At 60.0% G+C, this 17502-nt stretch carries 11 protein-coding genes; 7 read left to right on the top strand and 4 right to left on the bottom strand.

Annotated elements, in window-relative coordinates:
* Positions 1 to 59: 59 nt before the first annotated feature.
* From HNQ50_RS01210 to HNQ50_RS01200, 3 genes are all read right to left on the bottom strand, one after another.
* Positions 60 to 3170, bottom strand: coding sequence for an efflux RND transporter permease subunit (locus HNQ50_RS01210; RefSeq protein WP_184096733.1), 3111 nt, complete (start codon positions 3168 to 3170; stop codon positions 60 to 62).
* A 130-nt stretch (positions 3171 to 3300) separates the two neighbouring features.
* Positions 3301 to 4431 (bottom strand): efflux RND transporter periplasmic adaptor subunit, encoded by a 1131-nt coding sequence (locus tag HNQ50_RS01205; protein ID WP_184096731.1) that lies wholly within the window; start codon positions 4429 to 4431, stop codon positions 3301 to 3303.
* Positions 4432 to 4577: 146 nt separating this feature from the next.
* Positions 4578 to 6056, bottom strand: a complete 1479-nt coding sequence (locus HNQ50_RS01200; protein ID WP_184096729.1) for an efflux transporter outer membrane subunit — start codon at positions 6054 to 6056, stop codon at positions 4578 to 4580.
* 463 nt (positions 6057 to 6519) lie between these two features.
* Between HNQ50_RS01200 and HNQ50_RS01195 the strand changes: the two genes are divergently transcribed.
* The 7 genes from HNQ50_RS01195 to leuA all read left to right on the top strand — a co-directional run bounded on the left by HNQ50_RS01195 (position 6520) and on the right by leuA (position 16693).
* A complete protein-coding gene (locus HNQ50_RS01195; protein WP_184096727.1) occupies positions 6520 to 8538 on the top strand; it encodes an NADPH-dependent 2,4-dienoyl-CoA reductase in 2019 nt (672 codons plus the stop codon).
* Positions 8539 to 9065: 527 nt separating this feature from the next.
* A complete protein-coding gene (rsgA, locus tag HNQ50_RS01190) occupies positions 9066 to 10151 on the top strand; it encodes a ribosome small subunit-dependent GTPase A (protein WP_184096725.1) in 1086 nt (361 codons plus the stop codon).
* A gap of 70 nt (positions 10152 to 10221) precedes the next feature.
* Complete coding sequence (locus HNQ50_RS01185; RefSeq protein WP_246428524.1) at positions 10222 to 11130, top strand: LysR family transcriptional regulator; 909 nt, start codon at positions 10222 to 10224, stop codon at positions 11128 to 11130.
* Positions 11131 to 11225: 95 nt separating this feature from the next.
* Positions 11226 to 11492 carry a DUF3862 domain-containing protein gene (locus HNQ50_RS01180; protein WP_184096723.1) on the top strand — a complete coding sequence of 89 codons (267 nt, stop codon included), beginning with the start codon at positions 11226 to 11228 and terminating at the stop codon, positions 11490 to 11492.
* Positions 11493 to 11575: 83 nt separating this feature from the next.
* On the top strand, positions 11576 to 13204 hold the full coding sequence (locus HNQ50_RS01175; RefSeq protein WP_184096721.1) for an isovaleryl-CoA dehydrogenase: 1629 nt from the start codon (positions 11576 to 11578) through the stop codon (positions 13202 to 13204).
* A gap of 416 nt (positions 13205 to 13620) precedes the next feature.
* The gene (locus HNQ50_RS01170) at positions 13621 to 14805 is read left to right on the top strand and encodes an MFS transporter (RefSeq protein WP_184096719.1); all 1185 of its coding nucleotides are present in this window, start codon (positions 13621 to 13623) and stop codon (positions 14803 to 14805) included.
* 238 nt (positions 14806 to 15043) lie between these two features.
* Positions 15044 to 16693 (top strand): 2-isopropylmalate synthase, encoded by a 1650-nt coding sequence (gene leuA / locus HNQ50_RS01165; protein WP_184096717.1) that lies wholly within the window; start codon positions 15044 to 15046, stop codon positions 16691 to 16693.
* Positions 16694 to 16755: 62 nt separating this feature from the next.
* On the opposite strand, the gene ribA is transcribed toward leuA, so the two are convergent.
* The gene (ribA, locus tag HNQ50_RS01160) at positions 16756 to 17418 is read right to left on the bottom strand and encodes a GTP cyclohydrolase II (RefSeq protein ID WP_221302939.1); all 663 of its coding nucleotides are present in this window, start codon (positions 17416 to 17418) and stop codon (positions 16756 to 16758) included.
* Positions 17419 to 17502: the final 84 nt, after the last annotated feature.

Here is a 17502-nt window from a genome sequence, read left to right as displayed (position 1 = left end):
CGGACATAAAAAAACCCCGGCATCGGCCGGGGTTTTCTTTTGCGGTGAGACTCAGAAACTTAGTGCGCGCTCTGGCCCGCAGTGCCTTCATCCAGCGCACGAATCTGTTCGTCTTCCTTCGCGTGCGCGGCGGCGTTGTGGTCGGCGGCCAGCATCATGTAAATGGCCGGAACCACGTACAAGGTGAACAGCGTACCGATGGCGATACCGGTGGCAATCACCAGACCCATATTAAAGCGGCCCAATGCACCCGCGCCGGAGGACGTAATCAGCGGCATCACGCCCAGCACCATGGCAGCGGTGGTCATCAGAATCGGACGCAGACGGATGCCGGCAGCGTCTTCAATGGCCTTGCGCTTGCCATGACCCAGCTTTTGCTGCTGGTTGGCAAATTCCACAATCAGGATACCGTGCTTGGAAATCAGGCCGATCAGCGTCACCAGACCCACTTCCGAGTAGATATTCAAGCTTGCGCCGCCAATCCCCAAGGATACAAAGATCATCGCACCGCAGATCGACATCGGCACCGACACCATCACGATCAGCGGATCGCGGAAGCTTTCAAACTGCGCCGCGAGTGCCAGGAAAATGATGATCAGCGCAAACACAAAGGTGACGATCAGCGCACTGCTTTCCTGCACAAACTGACGCGACTGGCCGCCGTAATCCACCGTGTAGCCTTGCGGCAGCGTGTCTTTGGCAATGCCCTGCATGGTCTGGATCACCTGACCCACCGTCACACCAGGGAACGGCACGCCGGAAATCGTGGCGGAGTTCATCTGCTGGAAGTGGTTCAGTTGCTGCGGAATCACCGTGGTCTTGACCTTGGCCACCGTCGACAGCGGGATGGTGTCGCCAGTGCCGGTCGTGATGTGGTAATCCAGCAGTTGATCCGGGTTCAGGCGGTCTTCACGACCCACTTGCGGGATGACCTTGTACGAACGGCCAGCCAGGCTGAAGTAGTTCACATAGCCACCACCCAGCGCAGCACCCAGCGAGTCACCCAGGTCTTTCATGGACAGACCCAGTTGCGAGGCCTTGTCGCGGTCAAAGCTGATCTCGGTTTGCGGCTTGTCGTACTTCAAGTCCACGTCCATGTAGATGAACACGCCGCTGGCACGCGCCTTGGCCATCATCTCTTGTGCGACTTCGTTCAACTGCTGGAAGTCGTTGGTCGTGTTGATGACAAACTGCACCGGCAGACCACCACCACCGCCAGGCAGCGGCGGCGGCTGGAAGGCCGCGGCTTGCGTACCGGCAATACCACCCAGTTGTTGCTGGACTTGCGGCTGGATCTTGTCTGCCGTGACCGTGCGTTCATCCCAGGGCTTGAGCACCATACCGCCGATGCTGCTGTTCAAACCGGATACGCCCGTCAACTGGAAGACGTGGTCGGTCTCTTTGAAGCCTTTGAAGATATTGAACACACGCACCGCATCTTGCTGGCTCTGCTTGAGCGAGGCGTTTGGCGCGCCGGTGCTCATGGTGATCACAATCCCCTGGTCTTCCTGCGGAGCAAGTTCGCTCTTGGAGGTGATGAACAGGAAATAGATGCTGACCAGGATGATCAGCGCAAACACGCCCACCACCGGCAGATAGTCCAGCGACCCCTTGAGCGAACGCTCGTAGCGGTTACGCAGACGCTCAAACTGCTTGTCCAGCCACTGCGCCAGCTTTTCCGGATGTTCCGGGTCATGCGGCTTGAGGAAGCGACCGCACATCATCGGTGACAGCGTCAACGCGATGACGGCAGACACGCCCACGGCGCCCGCCAGGGTAAAGGCGAACTCGGTAAACAGCGCGCCAGTCAGGCCACCCATAAAGCCGATCGGGACATACACCGCAATCAGCACCACCGAGATGGCAACGATCGGGCCAGCCAGTTCACGCGCGCCTTTAATGGCGGCCTGGAATGGCGACAATCCTTCTTCAATGTGCCGGTGGACGTTCTCCACCACGATAATCGCATCATCCACCACCAGACCAATCGCCAGCACCAGCGCCAGCAGGGTCAAGAGGTTAATGGTGTAACCGAGTGCCAGCATGATCATGAATGCGCCGATCAGCGACAACGGCATGGCGATCACCGGAATGATCACGGAACGCAGCGAACCCAGGAACAGGAAAATCACCACGGTCACGATCAGCAGCGCTTCGCCCAGCGTCCAGATCACTTCGTGAATGGCGCTGTTCACATACTTGGTGGCGTCATACACGATGGTGCCCTGCAGCCCTTCCGGCAGCTGGCTCTGGATTTCCGGCATGGTCTTGCGGACGTTATCAATCACGGTCAGCAAGTTGGCGTTTGGCGCCACCTTGATCCCGATATACACCGCCTGCACGCCGTCAAAGCCCACCTGGGTGTTGTAGTCTTCCGACCCCAGCGAGACATTGGCCACATCAGACAAGCGCACAATAGCGCCGGCCTTTTGCTTGACGATCAGGTTGTTGAACTCATCCGAAGAATGCAAACCGGTATCGGCCGTCAGGTTCACCGTCACCATATTGCCGTCCGTGCGGCCCACGGCAGAGATGAAGTTGTTGGCCTGCAATGCGGTCGAGACATCCGCCGCGGTCACGCCATAGGCGGCCAGCTTTTTGGGATCGGTCCACACGCGCATGGCAAAGCGGCGCTCACCCAGGATTTCCGCCTGTTGCACCCCATCCACGGCTTGCAGTTTTGGCTGCACCACGCGAATCAGGTAGTCGGTAATCTTGTTCGGCGGCAAGGCCTTGCTATAGAAGCCGATATACATCGAGTCAATGGTGTCACCCACCGAGATCGAGATCACCGGCTGCTGCGAGCCCTGCGGCAACTGGTTCAGGACCGCATTCACCTTGGAGGTGATTTCGGTCAGCGCCTTGTTGCCGTCATAGTTCAGCCGCAGGTTAGCGGTAATGCTGGAGCTACCTTGCGTGCTGGTCGAGGTCACATAATCAATGCCCTCGGCCTGGGCAATGGAGTTCTCCAGCGGCGTGGTGATAAAGCCCGCCACCAGTTCCGGATCAGCGCCGGTATAGGTGGTGGAGATCGTAATCACCGCGTTTTCGGTCTTTGGATACTGCCGGATCGGCAACAGATCCAGCGAACGCAAACCCAGCACCAGAATCAGCAGGGAGAGCGTGGTCGCCAGCACGGGCCGGCGAATGAAAATATCGGTAAAGCGCATCTGGCTAACCTCTGTGTATCTGCAGGCGTGGTACCGGCAGAGAGCCTTTCTGCCCTGGCGACGTGCTTGTGGCACGCCGCCAGGTCTTGCTGGTCAGATCAGGCCGCGGCGTACGCTGCGGCCCATGACATCAGTCCTCGTTACCCACTTGCGGATTGGGGTTGTCCGACGGCGCCTGCTTGTCGTTCACGATAACCGTGCTGCCATTCTTGAGCTTGTGCTGACCGCTGGTGACCACGTAGTCGCCTTCTTTCAGGCCACCCACAATGGACACCTGATCGCCGCGGGTCTGGCCGGCGTTCACGAAGGTTTGCTTGACGGTCAGTTCCTGCTTGCCATCCTTGTCCTTACCCTCGGTGATCAGGTACACCACTTCACCGTACGGGTTGAAGCTCACGGCCGTTTGCGGCAGCGTCAGGTACTTGATCGGCTCCTGGGTAGAGACGTTGACGGTGGCGAACATACCCGCCAGCAAGTCACCCTTGGGGTTGCTAACCGACGCTTCGACCTGGATGTTGCGGGTAGACGGGTCCACCTTGGCATCAATGGCGGTGATCTTGCCGGTATAGGTGGCCTTCGGATTGGCATCGCTCTTGACGTTGATGGTCTGGCCAATCTTCAACTGTTGCAGCGCTTGTTGCGGCACCAGGAAGTCCACCAGGATCGGGTCAACCGTCTGCAGCGTCGCCAGCTTGTCGCCCGGATTGATGTACTGACCCGGGTTGACCGTGCTGATACCCACTTTGCCGGCGAACGGCGCGCGGATCACTTTCTTGGCGATCACGGCCTGTTGCTGAGCCACGAGCGCGTTCTTGCTGTTCAGATCGGCAATGTCGGCATCGACCACGGCTTGTGCCACGGCTTGTGCTTCGAGCTGGCCCTTGTCGCGCTTGAGGGTGGTGGCAGACAGATCCGCCGAGGCCTGCAGCGATTTGAGCTGTGCCACTTCGGTATCGTCATTGAGCTTGACCAGCGGCTGGCCAGCTTTCACGAACGAACCCGATTGCAGCAACACGTCACGCACCTGACCGGCCACTTCGCTAGAGAGATCAACACCGCGCACAGCGCGCAGGGTACCCACGGCGGACAACGTCGGTTGCCATGGCTGCGTACCCACGTGGGTGGCAGTCACGGTGACCGGCGGTGCTTTATTGCCGCTCAGGTACTTCTTGATCATCATTCCCTTGAAGACCTGGAAGCCAAAAATGCCTCCAAAAATCACCCCGACAACAACCAGCATGATAATCATGCGCTTGGTCATACAAATTCTCCCCGAAGGCTTGGGTACTGCGATTACGGATTCTTTCCCGGACGACGGCGCTGTGTGGGCGCCCTCTTCCACCAGTCGTGATCGGGTTTGCTCAGCCCGTCACGTCATATCACGTATTGATTGAGATACTTTTGTGTTCAGCCACCACTAGCCGGTGCACTGGCATTGTTGGCCACAGTCGTTTCGGCCCGGACCGGACCACCCACTGACTGGAACAACGCGGCGGTATCGGTCAGCCGTGCTGCGCTGGCCGTCCACATATTCAATTGGGTTTGCTGGTACTGCAGTTGCGAAATCAGCAACGCCGCAAACGAGGTGCCCCCCAGCTTGAAGCGGGCCTGGGTAAAGTCGAGCGAGCGCTTGGCCGCGTCGGCGGCATCCACCCGCGCTTGCAGCGCGAGCGCATCCTGATCCAGCGCTTGCAAGCTATCCGAGACATTCTTGAAGGCGTTCAGCACCACCTGGCGATACTGCGCCAGTGCCGAATCCAGACCGGCTTCTGCAGCGCGCTTTTGCGCCCGCAAAGCACCGCCGTGGAACAGCGGCTGCGCCAGACCTGCGCCAATGCTCCACAGACCATCGTTGCCAAAGCTGACCGTCTTGAAGCTCTGCGAAGCCAGTCCGGCCGAGCCCGTCAAAGTGATCTTGGGATAGAGATTGGCCGTGGCGACCCCCACTTGCGCGGTCGCGGCATGGACCAGCGCTTCCGACGCCTGGATGTCCGGACGCGCGCGCACCAGCTCGGAAGGCAAGCTCACCGGCAAATTGGTCGGCAAGTGCAGATCTTCCAGCGCCAGGGCCGGCGTGCCGTTGTCCGGCGTACGGCCCAGCAGCACCGCCAGTTGGGTGCGCGCCTGGTTCAGCGATTTATTCAGGTCAGGCAAACTGGCCTTGATGGTCGCAACCTGCGTTTGCTGCGTGGATACGTCGGCCTGTGACACTGCACCCAGTTTGAATTGTTTTTGCAGGATATCGAGCTGCGACTGCTGCAGATCGACCAGCCCCTTGGTCACTTCTACCTGCTTGCGCAGCGACGCTTCGGTGATCGCCGCCGTGACGACATTCGCCGCCAGGGTCAGCCGTGCGGCTTCCAGTTGGTAGCGCTGCGAATCCACCTGGGCTTCGGCGCTTTCCAGCTCGCGCCGGTTGCCGCTAAAGATATCCAGCGTGTACGACACGTTCACCGACGCGTTGTACAAGTTATAAATGTACGAGCCCCCGGTGCCCGAGGTCGCTGCGGAAATCCGGTTACGCGACGCACTCAGGGAACCGTCAACCTGCGGGAAGACAGTTGAACCGTACTGGGCGTTATAGTTTTCCTGAGCCTGACGCAGCGTGGCTTTCAGCTGATCCAGGTTAGGGCTGTGGGCCAGCCCTTCGGCCACCAGCGCGTTGAGTTTGTCCGAACCAAACAAGGCCCACCAGTCGTCTTGCACCTGACCGGCGACAATCTGCTGGGCGTCACCCACCAGGCCCTTGCTGCTGGCAGTTTGTGCCGCCACGGGCACCTGGTTGTAACGCTGGGCTGCCGGGGCGTCCGGCGATTTGAAATCAGGCCCGACCGCACAACCGGCGATCATGGCAACGAGAGGAACGACGAGAAAACGACGAGGCACAACACGCATCATGACAATCCCGAAAGTACGATCAGCCCTGCAGCAGAGCCTGGGTAAAGCCCACAGCCGCAGAGGAACAAAACCGGCAAGCGGCTTGCGCCTGACCGACATTGCGAACGGCGGGCACGCGATCAGCCCGGTAACAAGAACAGCATCATAATCAGTCAGGTGGGGCTCGTCTAGACTGTACCGTCCAGCAAATATATTTTTATTGACTATTTTTTTCGGGATATCACTTGCAATCTGGCGAAATTTCTGTGCAAGCCGATGTAACACCGACGACACCTACCCCGCCTTTTCCTGCCAGAACCCATTAAACACGCGGCCTCAGGAAATCCCTTAGTGGCTTCCCGTCCACATTGGCTCAACAATGGGAAGACCAATTCAAACAATCGTTTTAATATATGTAGTCCCGGCCGCGACCACTACACTTGCGCAAGGCCGGCAAACGCGAGGACTCTGCATGGCCGCCTATCCACATTTGCTGCAACCATTCGACCTGGGTTTTGTCACGCTGCGCAACCGCGTGCTGATGGGCTCCATGCATACCGGGCTGGAAGAACAGCATGACAGTCTGTCGGCACTGGCCGCGTTTTACGCCGAACGCGCCGCTGGCGGCGTGGGCCTGATTGTGACAGGCGGGATCTCCCCCAATGCGGCGGGCCAGATTTACGCCGAAGCCGCCATGCTCAATGACACCGCCGCGGTAGAGCGACACCGCGAAGTCACTCACGCCGTCCATGCCCAGGGCGGCCATATCTGCCTGCAAATCCTGCACGCTGGCCGCTACGGTTATCACCCCGATTGCGTTGGGCCCAGCGCCATTGCCTCGCCTATTTCGGCCTACACACCGCACGCGCTGACCGAACCGGAAATCCACAGCACCATCGCAGACTTTGCCCAAACCGCCAGGCTGGCAAAAGAAGCAGGTTACGACGGCGTGGAAATCATGGGTTCAGAAGGTTATTTGCTGAACCAGTTCTTGAGCCTGCACGCCAATCAGCGTGATGACGACTGGGGTGGCAGTTTCGCCAACCGTATGCGCTTGCCGCTGGCCATCGTCAAAGCCGTGCGTGCTGCGACGGGCAAAAACTTTATCATTATTTTCCGCCTCTCCATGCTGGACCTCGTCAAAGACGGTGGCACGCTGGCCGAGGCCATTGAACTGGCACAAGCGCTGGAAGCTGCCGGTGTCACCATGATCAACACCGGCATTGGCTGGCACGAGGCACGCATCCCGACCATTGCCGCCGCTGTGCCGCGCCAGGCCTTCGGTTGGGTCACCGCCCAAATCCGCCCGCATGTGAAGGTGCCGCTGATTGCCGTCAACCGCATCAACACGCCGGAAATTGGCGAAGCCATTCTGGCCAGCGGTGTGGCCGATATGGTCTCGCTGGCCCGCCCCTTGCTGGCCGATGCAGACTTTGTGAACAAGGCCGCCGCCAACCAGGCGGACGAAATCAACACCTGCATTGCCTGCAATCAAGCGTGCCTGGATCAGGTTTTCCAGGGCCAGCGGGCCAGTTGCCTTGTTAACCCACGCGCCTGCCACGAAACCGAGTGGATCATCAAACCGGTCTCTACCCGCCGCCGCGTCGCTGTCATTGGCGCCGGTCCGGCCGGTTTGTCCTGTGCCACCACGGCTGCCGAACGGGGGCATGACGTGACCCTGTTTGAAGCCGGCGATGCCATTGGCGGCCAGTTCCGTATCGCCAGCCGGATTCCGGGCAAGGAAGAATTCAACGAAACGCTGCGCTATTACGGCAAACGGATCGAGCGCACCGGCGTCAAGGTCAAGCTCAACACCCGCGCCAGCGTGGATGACCTGGCCGGCTTTGACGACGTGGTGATTGCCACCGGCGTACAACCGCGCGAACCCGCCATCCCCGGTATCGACCACCCCAAAGCCGTTCGTTACCCGGACGTGCTGCGCGGCAAGGTGACCGTAGGCCAGCGCGTCGCCATTATCGGCGCGGGTGGCATTGGCGTAGACACCGCCGTGTTCCTGTCTGAACAAGAAGAAACAAGCCATGAAACCGACATTGCCCGTTATCTGGCTGAGTGGGGCATCGACCAGACCATCAGCACACCAGGGGGCCTGACCACTCCGGAAACCCACGCCCCGACCCGCGACATCTGGCTGCTGCAACGCCGCCAGGGCAAACCCGGTGCCGGCCCCGGCAAAACCACCGGCTGGATTCACCGTCTGACGCTGCAGCACCGCAAGGTGAACTTGATCGGGAGCGTGGAATACGTGCGCATTGACGACGCGGGTTTGCATATCCGCGTGAAAAACGAGGAACAATGCCTGCCAGTCGATCACGTGGTGATCTGTGCCGGCCAGGAACCGGTGCGGGAGTTGTTTGACGCGCTGACAGAGCGCGGCGTGAAAGCGCATCTGATTGGCGGTGCGCAGGAAGCGCGGGAGATTGATGCCCGCCGGGCGATTGCCGATGGGATGAAGGTGGCAATGGGGTTGTGATTTTTTTGGGGCTTGCTGCCCTGGTTACCTGCTCTACAAAAGCCTGGCTGGTATGCCGGGCTTTTTGGTTTTGGACTGGTACCGCCACTTGCTGCTGGCGGCTAATAGCGGTTCAGGTTCGAAACCAGCCAAGGTGGATTGTCGCTACCACTCAGAATCCACCCTACCCCCAGAACTACACACCCCGGAGTTGCATAAACCGCACCCTCTGCCCCCTGCCACTTTGACAACCCCAACCGCAAAAGCGCAAAGTTGCGCCTCCACCCCACCACCACAGGAGCACCCAAAGATGCGTACAACTGATCTTGCCCTCCTGTCGGTCAACGCCTGAGCGGGCGCTCACGCTTTATCCTGAAATGAAGTCTTGCCGCTGTTGTCCGCGCCCTGCGCGTATTGACGGCATGCGCTGACAGCCCGCCACGATTTCTTCGCCCTTCTCGGGCATGGCCGACCTGCATTCTTCTCGTTGCTGCGTTTTCATCACGCAGCGTGTGCCTGCGCGCGTCGCCGGCAGACCAGAAACAGGAATGACGGACACCATGTTTGAAGTCACCTTCAACTATCCGCAATTGCAATCCATTGGCCTCAACCAGACCGTGGTCAATCAGCTTTACAGCAACCCCGTCAACGAACCCGCCGCGTTGCTACGGGTCACGGAAATCCAGCGGGATTGCCTGACCGTGCACGATGGCGCAGATGAACACAGCGCCCGCGTGCTCCCCAGACTGGCCGATACGTTACATGCTCGCGCCACGGCCCTTGCGGTGGGAGACTGGGTCATCGTGCAAACCAACGCCCTGGGTGAACGCTGGGTGGCCCAGCTATTGCCGCCGACCAAGCATCTGGCCCGGCGCGCCAACGACGGCCGGCGGCAGCCGCTGGCCAGCAATGTCGATACGGCCTTGCTGGTCATGGGGCTGGATCTGGACTTCAACCCGCGCCGGCTGGAGCGCTATGTGGCATTTACCCGTGCCGCCGGGATTACCGCCGTGGCCGTACTGACCAAGGCCGATATCAGCCCGGATGCCGCAGACAAACTGGCTGAACTACAAGAACGCCTGCCCGCAGATATCCCGGTGCTGGCCCTTAACGGGCTGGACGATGCCACAGGGCAACTGCTGGCGCCGTGGCTGGGCGCCGGGCAAACGCTGGTCCTGCTGGGCAGTAGCGGTGCGGGTAAATCCACCCTCACCAATACGCTCAGCCACGCCACCGGCCAGGCCACCGGTGCGGTGCGATCCGGCGATGGACGCGGCCGGCACACCACCACGGCGCGTTCGCTCCACCGGCTACCCACGGGCGCGTGCATCATCGATACGCCCGGTTTGCGCACCTGGCGGCCCGATACCGACGAGGCCGGCATTAACGCCGGGTTTGACGATATCGACCAACTGGCGGCGCATTGCCGTTTTCGGGATTGCCAGCACCAGGACGAACCCGATTGCGCGGTGCGTGACGCTGTCGCGCCGGATCGGCTGCGCAATTACCACAAGTTGCTGCGGGAAGCGCGGCGCGGCCAGCAAACAGCCCTGGAGCGCAAAACCGAAACCGCGCGCTGGAAAGCCATCGGCAAGGCAGGTGCGGCCCGGGCGCGGGAAAAACGCGGTAGCTAACGCGATACGGGGCGCTGGTCGGGCGCTCCGTTTTTTTGCAGCAATGGCCTGTTGCATCTGGCCAGACTTGATGAATAATCAACAAATGAAAACCAGTACCGAAGAATTGCTGGCGTTTGTCACCGTGGTCGATACCGGATCAATCACCGGGGCCGCCCAGCAACTAGACCAGACCACGTCCGGCATCAGCCGTGCGCTGACCCGCCTTGAACAAAAGTTGTCCACCACCCTGCTCAACCGCACCACGCGGCGGCTGGAACTCACTGAAGAAGGCCGGCTGTTTTTAGCCAATGCGCGCAAGATCATTGCCGCCATCGACGATGCTGAGGAAGAACTGGCGGTGCGCCGCGAACACCCCGCCGGGCGGCTGCGCGTGAATGGCGCGTTCCCGTTCATCCTGCATGTCATCGTGCCGCTGGTGGCCGAGTTCCGGGAGCGTTATCCGGGCATTGCGCTGGAACTGAACGCCAGCGATACCATCATTGATTTGCTGGAACAGCGCACAGACATTGCCATCCGCCACGGACAATTGCAGGACTCTTCATTGCATGCACGGTTTATGGGGCATTCGCGCCTGCGGGTGCTGGCCGCGCCAGGCTATCTGGCCCAGCGCGGCATGCCAGAAGACGTGACCGCGCTGGCACAGCACGCGCTGATTGGCTTTAGCCAGCCCGAATCGCTCAACAACTGGCCACTGCGCCATGCCGATGGCGACGGTTACATCATTAACCCGGCGCTGGTGTGCTCCAGTGGCGAATCCGTGCTGCAACTGGCTGAACATGGCAACGGCATTGCATGCCTGTCTGACTTCATGACAGCCAAGGCCCGGGCCAGCGGGCGGTTGGTCGAAGTCTTGCCGCAAGCCAGCATGGCGACCTACCAGCCCATCCATGCGGTGTATTACCGCAACACGGGCTTATCGGCGCGGATTCGATGTTTTCTGGACTTCCTGGGCGAAAAGTTACCTGGTTTGCTGTGAACCACGCCGCAGCGGCTGGCGCGGGCCAACGGCAGGCCCCGGCCGCCAGGTTAAACTGCCCGGCAAACTCAGCCAGACAAGCCCAAGAGGAAACCATGAAACCCAAAATCCTGCTCGCCGCCGCCGTACTCACCCTTGCGCTGAGCGCCTGCAGCAAGATCACGGCAGAAAATTACGCCAAAATCGATACCGGCATGGCCCGGGCCGATGTGGTGCAAATTCTGGGCGAACCAGACAAGACCGAGAGTAGTTCGCTGCTGGGCATCAGTGGCGAAAACGCCGTGTGGGAATCCCACGGCACCGTCATCACCTTGCGCCTTGTCAACGGTGTGGTGCTGACCAAAGACCTGCAAAAACATTAACTGTCACTACCGGGCGGTGCGGCTTGTCGTTAGGCGCCGCGCCGGTCTAGCCTGAGTCATGCGCTTGCTTCCGGATGACCGGCATGACACCCAACCCTCTCCCCGCAGACCCGCTTAACCAGCCACAGCCACTGGATGACTACAACCTGTTCCTGGCCGATCTGCCCTTGCGGGAGGCATTGGCCGCAGAGTCAGCAGGTCAGGATCACAGCCAGACTCTAACGCGCCTGGGTGCGCGTCTGGGCACACCGGAAACTTTTGCGCTGGGCCGGCAGGCCAACCGCCACGGGCCGGAACTGGTCCGCTATGACGCGGGTGGTCGGCGCATTGATCGGGTGGAGTTCAACCCCGCGTGGCACCAGTTGATGACGGAAGTCACCGCCAGTCGCTTGCACAATGGTTACTGGGCCGACGACAACGCCACAGCCCGCGCCGCGCGTTTCATGCTGCATGCGCAGGTCGAAGCCGGCACGCTGTGCCCCGTGACCATGACCTATGGGGCGATCCCGGTCCTGCAGAACACCTTGCTGCGTGATGGCGCGCCGTGCGCAGACTGGCTCTCGCCCCTGCAATCGCCCTTGTATGACCCGTCCGATGCGCCAGCATCGGCCAAACGCGGCTTGCTGATCGGCATGGGCATGACCGAAAAACAGGGCGGTTCAGACGTTCGGGCCAATACAACCAGGGCGGAGCCCGGTGGCGACGGCATGTACACGCTGAACGGTCACAAGTGGTTTTTTTCGGTGCCGCAAAGTGATGGGCACCTGGTCCTGGCGCAGGCGCCAGGCGGGCTATCCTGCTTTTTGCTGCCCCGCATCCTGCCCGATGGCCGCCGCAACGCAATTGCCCTGGAACGACTCAAAGACAAACTGGGCAACCGCGCCAACGCTAGCGCCGAAGTGGAGTTTCACAACGCGCAAGGCTGGCTGGTTGGCGAGGAAGGCAAAGGCGGCCGCACCATCCTGGAAATGGGTAGCCACACCCGGTTTGATTGTGCGCTGGGCAGCACCGGCCTGATGCGGCGCGCCCTGTCGCTGGCGCTTTACCACGCGCGCCATCGGCACAGCTTTGGTAAAGCCTTGATCGAACATCCTTTGATGGCCTGCGTGCTGGCTGATCTGGCATTGGAGCTGGAAGGCTACACCGCCCTCTTGCTGCGGTTGGCCCACTGGCGGCGCCCGCAAGCCCAGGCCCACGAACAAGCCCTGGCGCGCATTCTGACCCCGGCTGCCAAATACCTGATCTGCAAACGCGGCGCGGGGTTTGTGGTGGAAGCCATGGAGGTGCTGGGCGGGAATGGCTACATCGAAGAGAGCGACTTGCCGCGCCTTTATCGTGAAATGCCGGTCAATGCCATCTGGGAGGGCTCCGGCAACATCATGGCGCTGGATATCATGCGGGCGTTGTCCAAAGAACCAGACACGCGTGATGCGCTGGAAAACTGGCTCGCCCCGCTGTCCCGCGTGCACCCGGCCTTTGCCGTGGCCTTTACCGTGATCCCGCCGCTGCTGGCCACGCCAGAGGAACATCGCATGCGGGATCTTGCCGAGCGGCTGATTCACCTGGCCTGCGCGGCGGTCTTGCTGGAAAACGGCAACGCCGCAGTCGCCGACGCCTGGTGTCACGGCCGCTTGAATGCGACGGCCAGCCAGTATGGGGCGCAGGTGCGGGAGGTAAAGCTGTTGTTGCAGCGCGCGCTGCCGGAAGTGTGAGGTGTGTGCGTCGCTGCCAACCCGTTGCAACCCCCTGTTCACGCCCACCCCCACTTCGTCATTCCGGCGAACGCCGGAATCCAGTCCGCCCGCTGCAGGCGGGCTTATCCCCCGCAAACCACTGTCAACCCATTTTCAGTGCCTTCGGCACACTTGATTACACCTGGATTCCGGCTCAGGATCGGAATGACAAGTTAAGGGGGGCGTACCGGTTTATCCCCCCCCCACTCCCCACCACTCATCCCCCTTTTACCCATGCAGGACAACCCCGGCACAAACGGTGACAAAAACCCGCGTGAGAAAATGACAAGCGTTTAATACACTGCGAAATAGTTTTAATTGTTTCTTTTGAAATTTCTTACCTGCTGCCTCGACCCCAAGCCGGCGTTATTCCGGAATAAGGGCCGGCATAGATCATGCGCGCCCTGACCGCTTTGTATTACAGGCAAAAGCCTGACCTCGCTTCTGCCGCTTTCCTGGTGGTGGCCTTCCTGACCGGCACCGCCGGCGCGCTGCAAGTGCCCACGCTCAGCCTCTTTTTGAGCGGCGAAGTGGGCGTGCGGCCGATTCTGGTCGGCACCTTTTACACCGTCAGCGCCATCATCGGCATTCTGATCAGCCAGTGGCTGGCACATCACTCTGACAAAGGCATCAACCGCCGCATGCTGATTGTCTGGTGCTGTTTACTGGGCATGCTCGGCTGTGTGCTGTTTGCGTTTGATCGCCATTACCTGCTGCTGATTACCGTGGGCGTGGTGCTGGGCAGTTTTGGCGGCACGGGCAACCCGCAAGTCTTTGCCCTGGCGCGCGAGCACGCCGATCACTCCGGCCGTGAAGCGGTCATGTTCAACTCCATCATGCGGGCGCAGATTTCACTGGCCTGGGTGATTGGGCCACCGCTGGCCTTCGCGCTGGCCATCGGTTATGGCTTTCCGGTCATGTATCTGGGTGCTGCCGCCGCTTTTCTGGGCTGTGCGCTGATTGTCTGGAAAGTGCTGCCCGACTTGCCCGCCCGTAAACACCACCCCGCCGCGCATCACGCACGGGTGAGCTGGTGGCGTGATCCGCAGGTGCGTTTGCTGTTCATTGGCTGTACGTTGATGTGGACCTGCAACAGCATGTATTTGATCACCATGCCACTCTACGTCACGCGTGACCTGGGCTTGCCAGAGCGTACCGTCGGCATCTTGATGGGCACGGCCGCAGCGCTGGAAATCCCGGCCATGCTGATTGCGGGTTACTACACCCGCCGTTTTGGCAAACGCAGCATGATGCGCTTTGCCACTGCTGCGGGCGTGTTGTTTTACATCTGCATGACGTTGATTTCCAACGAATACGCCATGATTGCCATGCAGCTATTGAACGCCATTTTCATCGGCATCATTGCCGGGATTGGCATGCTGTATTTTCAGGACGTCATGCCCGGCCAGATTGGCATGGCAACCACCCTGTTTGCCACCAGCACACGGACCGGCTCGATTATCGCCGGGGCCATTGCTGGCGCGGTGGCAGAACTCTGGGGCTATCACGCGGTGTTCTATGTGGCCGTGGTGAGTGTCTGTACCGCGCTGTTCTGTTGTTTCCGCATGAAAGACGTCTGACCCTGACCGACGTGTACTTCAAAAACGGCCCGCCCTGTGCGGGCCGTTTTGTTTTGGTGCTCATACAACGTCATATCGGACATATTGTAAAACGCACAAGCATATCCATTATGAATTGGACGTAAAATCTAAAATATCGTTTGACAACTCGGCAAATAACACCATAAATTTAACAAAAGCCAAAACTTCAAACCTTATTTTATACATTTAGTCCAAATTAACTTATCAGGAGACTGCCGTGCACCCCAATCCAGCCAGCAAGTACCGCGCCTTCAGCCCCATTGCCTTGCCTGATCGCACCTGGCCCAACCAGCGCATTAGCCATCCGCCGGTGTGGATGAGCACCGACCTGCGCGACGGCAACCAGTCCCTGATTGAACCCATGAACGGCGAGAAGAAACTGCGCATGTTCAAAATGCTGGTCGAGATTGGCTTCAAAGAGATCGAGGTCGCCTTCCCTTCCGCCTCGCAAACCGATTACGATTTTGTGCGCAAGCTGATTGAAGAACGGCACGTGCCCGACGACGTCACCATTGAGGTACTGACCCAGTCGCGTGAAGACCTGATCAAACGCAGCGTGGAGTCGCTGGTGGGTTCGCGCCGTGCCATCGTGCATCTGTACAACCCCATCGCCCCGGCATGGCGGCGCATTGTGTTCGATACGGATCGTGAAGGCGTCAAACAACTGGCACTGGCAGGCACGCGACTGGTACGCAAATACACCGGGCAATATCCAGAGACGGACTGGGTCTACCAGTACTCGCCAGAGACTTTCTCCGCCACCGAGCCTGAATTTGCGCTGGAAGTCTGCAACGCGGTGATTGAACTGTGGCAACCGACGCCTGAGCGCAAAATGATCATCAACCTGCCGGCCACGGTGGAGATGTCCACCCCCAACACCTACGCGGACCAGATTGAATGGATGAGCCGCAACCTGGCCCGCCGCGACAGCGTGATCTTGTCGGTCCATCCGCATAACGACCGGGGTACGGCGGTGGCAGCGGCTGAACTGGCCGTGATGGCTGGCGCGGATCGGGTGGAAGGGTGTTTGTTTGGCAATGGCGAGCGCACCGGCAATGTCGATCTGGTGACGCTGGGGCTGAACCTGTACAGCCAGGGCGTGCATCCAGGGCTGGATTTCAGCCAGATCGATACCATCCGGGAAGTGGTGGAGCACTGCAACCAGTTGCCAGTCCACCCGCGCCACCCCTACGCCGGCGATCTGGTGTACACGGCGTTTTCCGGCTCGCATCAGGACGCCATCAAGAAAGGTCTGGCCAAACAAAAGGCGGATGAGTTCTGGGATGTGCCCTACCTGCCCATCGACCCGGCCGATGTGGGCCGCACTTATGACGCAGTGATCCGTGTGAACAGCCAGTCCGGCAAAGGCGGCGTGGCCTTTGTGCTGCAACAGGAATACGGCTTTGAAATGCCCCGGCGTATGCAGATTGAGTTCAGCCGCGCCATCCAGCGCGTGTCCGACGAGACTGGCCGCGAGATCACCAGCGCCGATATTCATGAGGTCTTTACCCAGGAATACCTGCGGGCGGTCGAACCCTGGACTTACTACGCCCACCACTTGCACAGCGCCAAAGCGGGCGGCGTTGCTATCACCGCCGATATCGCCCTGGCAGGTCAGCGCGTGCAATTACACGGCGAAGGCAAAGGCCCGCTGGAAGCCTTTGTCCGCGCGCTGGATGGCAAGGCGCATATTGTCGAATACCACGAGCATTCACTGGGTAAGGGTGAAGACGCCCGCGCCGCGTGTTACGTGGAACTGCGCGTGCCCGATGGCCGCACGCTGTATGGCGTGGGGGTGGATAGCGATATTGTGACGGCCGCCATCAAGGCCGTGCTCAGCGGCTTGAACCGGGCAGCGAAGGTCTGACGGACCCGGGCATGACCCAAAAAAGCCGGGCAAGCCCGGCTTTTTTGTTGCTACGTGCCTGACTAGCACTTGCGATAGTTCAGATGCGTGTCTTCAGACAGCATGTGCCCCATGCGCACCCGCTTGGTTTCCAGGTAGTGGATGTTCTCTTTGTTGGGCACCACTTGATGCACCACCCGCTCCACCACCGGCACACCCGCCGCTTCCAGCGCCGCCAGCTTCTTGGGGTTGTTACTCATCAAGCGCACCGAACGGATACCCAGATCCAGCAAAATTTCTGCAGCGGCATCGTAGCTGCGCGCATCCACCGGCAAGCCTTGCGCGGTGTTGGCGTCGACCGTATCCATGCCCTGATCCTGCAAGGCGTAGGCCTGAATCTTGTGCGCCAGACCGATGCCCCGCCCTTCCTGGCCGCGCAGGTACAGCATGACGCCAGAACCCACCTTGTTGATGCGCTCCAGCGCCATATCCAGTTGTTCACCACAATCACAACGCAGTGAGCCAAACACATCGCCGGTCAGACACTCAGAATGCAGACGCACCAGCACGGCCTCACGATTGGCCACGTCACCCGCCACCAGTGCCACATGTTCTACCCCATCCAGGCGGGAGCGATAGACGTGCGCGGTGAACTCACCATGCTTGGTGGGCAAACGGGAACTGGCGACAAAATCAGCCAGTTTCAGGACCGCTTCAAGCGGCTCGCTGGTCTGGGTATGGGGCATGGGGGATATTCCGCAAGCAGAGTCTGTATTGAAATCACATATCATGATGGAGCCATCATCCGGATATTCAATACCAACCGGCAA

The sequence above is a fragment of the Silvimonas terrae genome, from assembly GCF_014202765.1.
Lineage (GTDB): Bacteria > Pseudomonadota > Gammaproteobacteria > Burkholderiales > Chitinibacteraceae > Silvimonas > Silvimonas terrae.
Note: the sequence above shows the minus strand (reverse complement) of the source record. Positions and strands in the feature narration are given on the sequence as shown.

Excerpts from the sequence above, each read along its gene's own strand:
- HNQ50_RS01210 (WP_184096733.1), bottom strand. The coding sequence starts at position 3,170 with ATGCGCTTTACCGATATTTTCATTCGCCGGCCCGTGCTGGCGACCACG.
- HNQ50_RS01205 (WP_184096731.1), bottom strand. The coding sequence starts at position 4,431 with ATGACCAAGCGCATGATTATCATGCTGGTTGTTGTCGGGGTGATTTTT.
- HNQ50_RS01195 (WP_184096727.1), top strand. The coding sequence starts at position 6,520 with ATGGCCGCCTATCCACATTTGCTGCAACCATTCGACCTGGGTTTTGTC.
- rsgA (WP_184096725.1), top strand. The coding sequence starts at position 9,066 with ATGACGGACACCATGTTTGAAGTCACCTTCAACTATCCGCAATTGCAA.
- HNQ50_RS01185 (WP_246428524.1), top strand. The coding sequence starts at position 10,222 with ATGAATAATCAACAAATGAAAACCAGTACCGAAGAATTGCTGGCGTTT.
- HNQ50_RS01180 (WP_184096723.1), top strand. The coding sequence starts at position 11,226 with ATGAAACCCAAAATCCTGCTCGCCGCCGCCGTACTCACCCTTGCGCTG.
- HNQ50_RS01175 (WP_184096721.1), top strand. The coding sequence starts at position 11,576 with ATGACACCCAACCCTCTCCCCGCAGACCCGCTTAACCAGCCACAGCCA.
- HNQ50_RS01170 (WP_184096719.1), top strand. The coding sequence starts at position 13,621 with ATGCGCGCCCTGACCGCTTTGTATTACAGGCAAAAGCCTGACCTCGCT.
- ribA (WP_221302939.1), bottom strand. The coding sequence starts at position 17,418 with ATGCCCCATACCCAGACCAGCGAGCCGCTTGAAGCGGTCCTGAAACTG.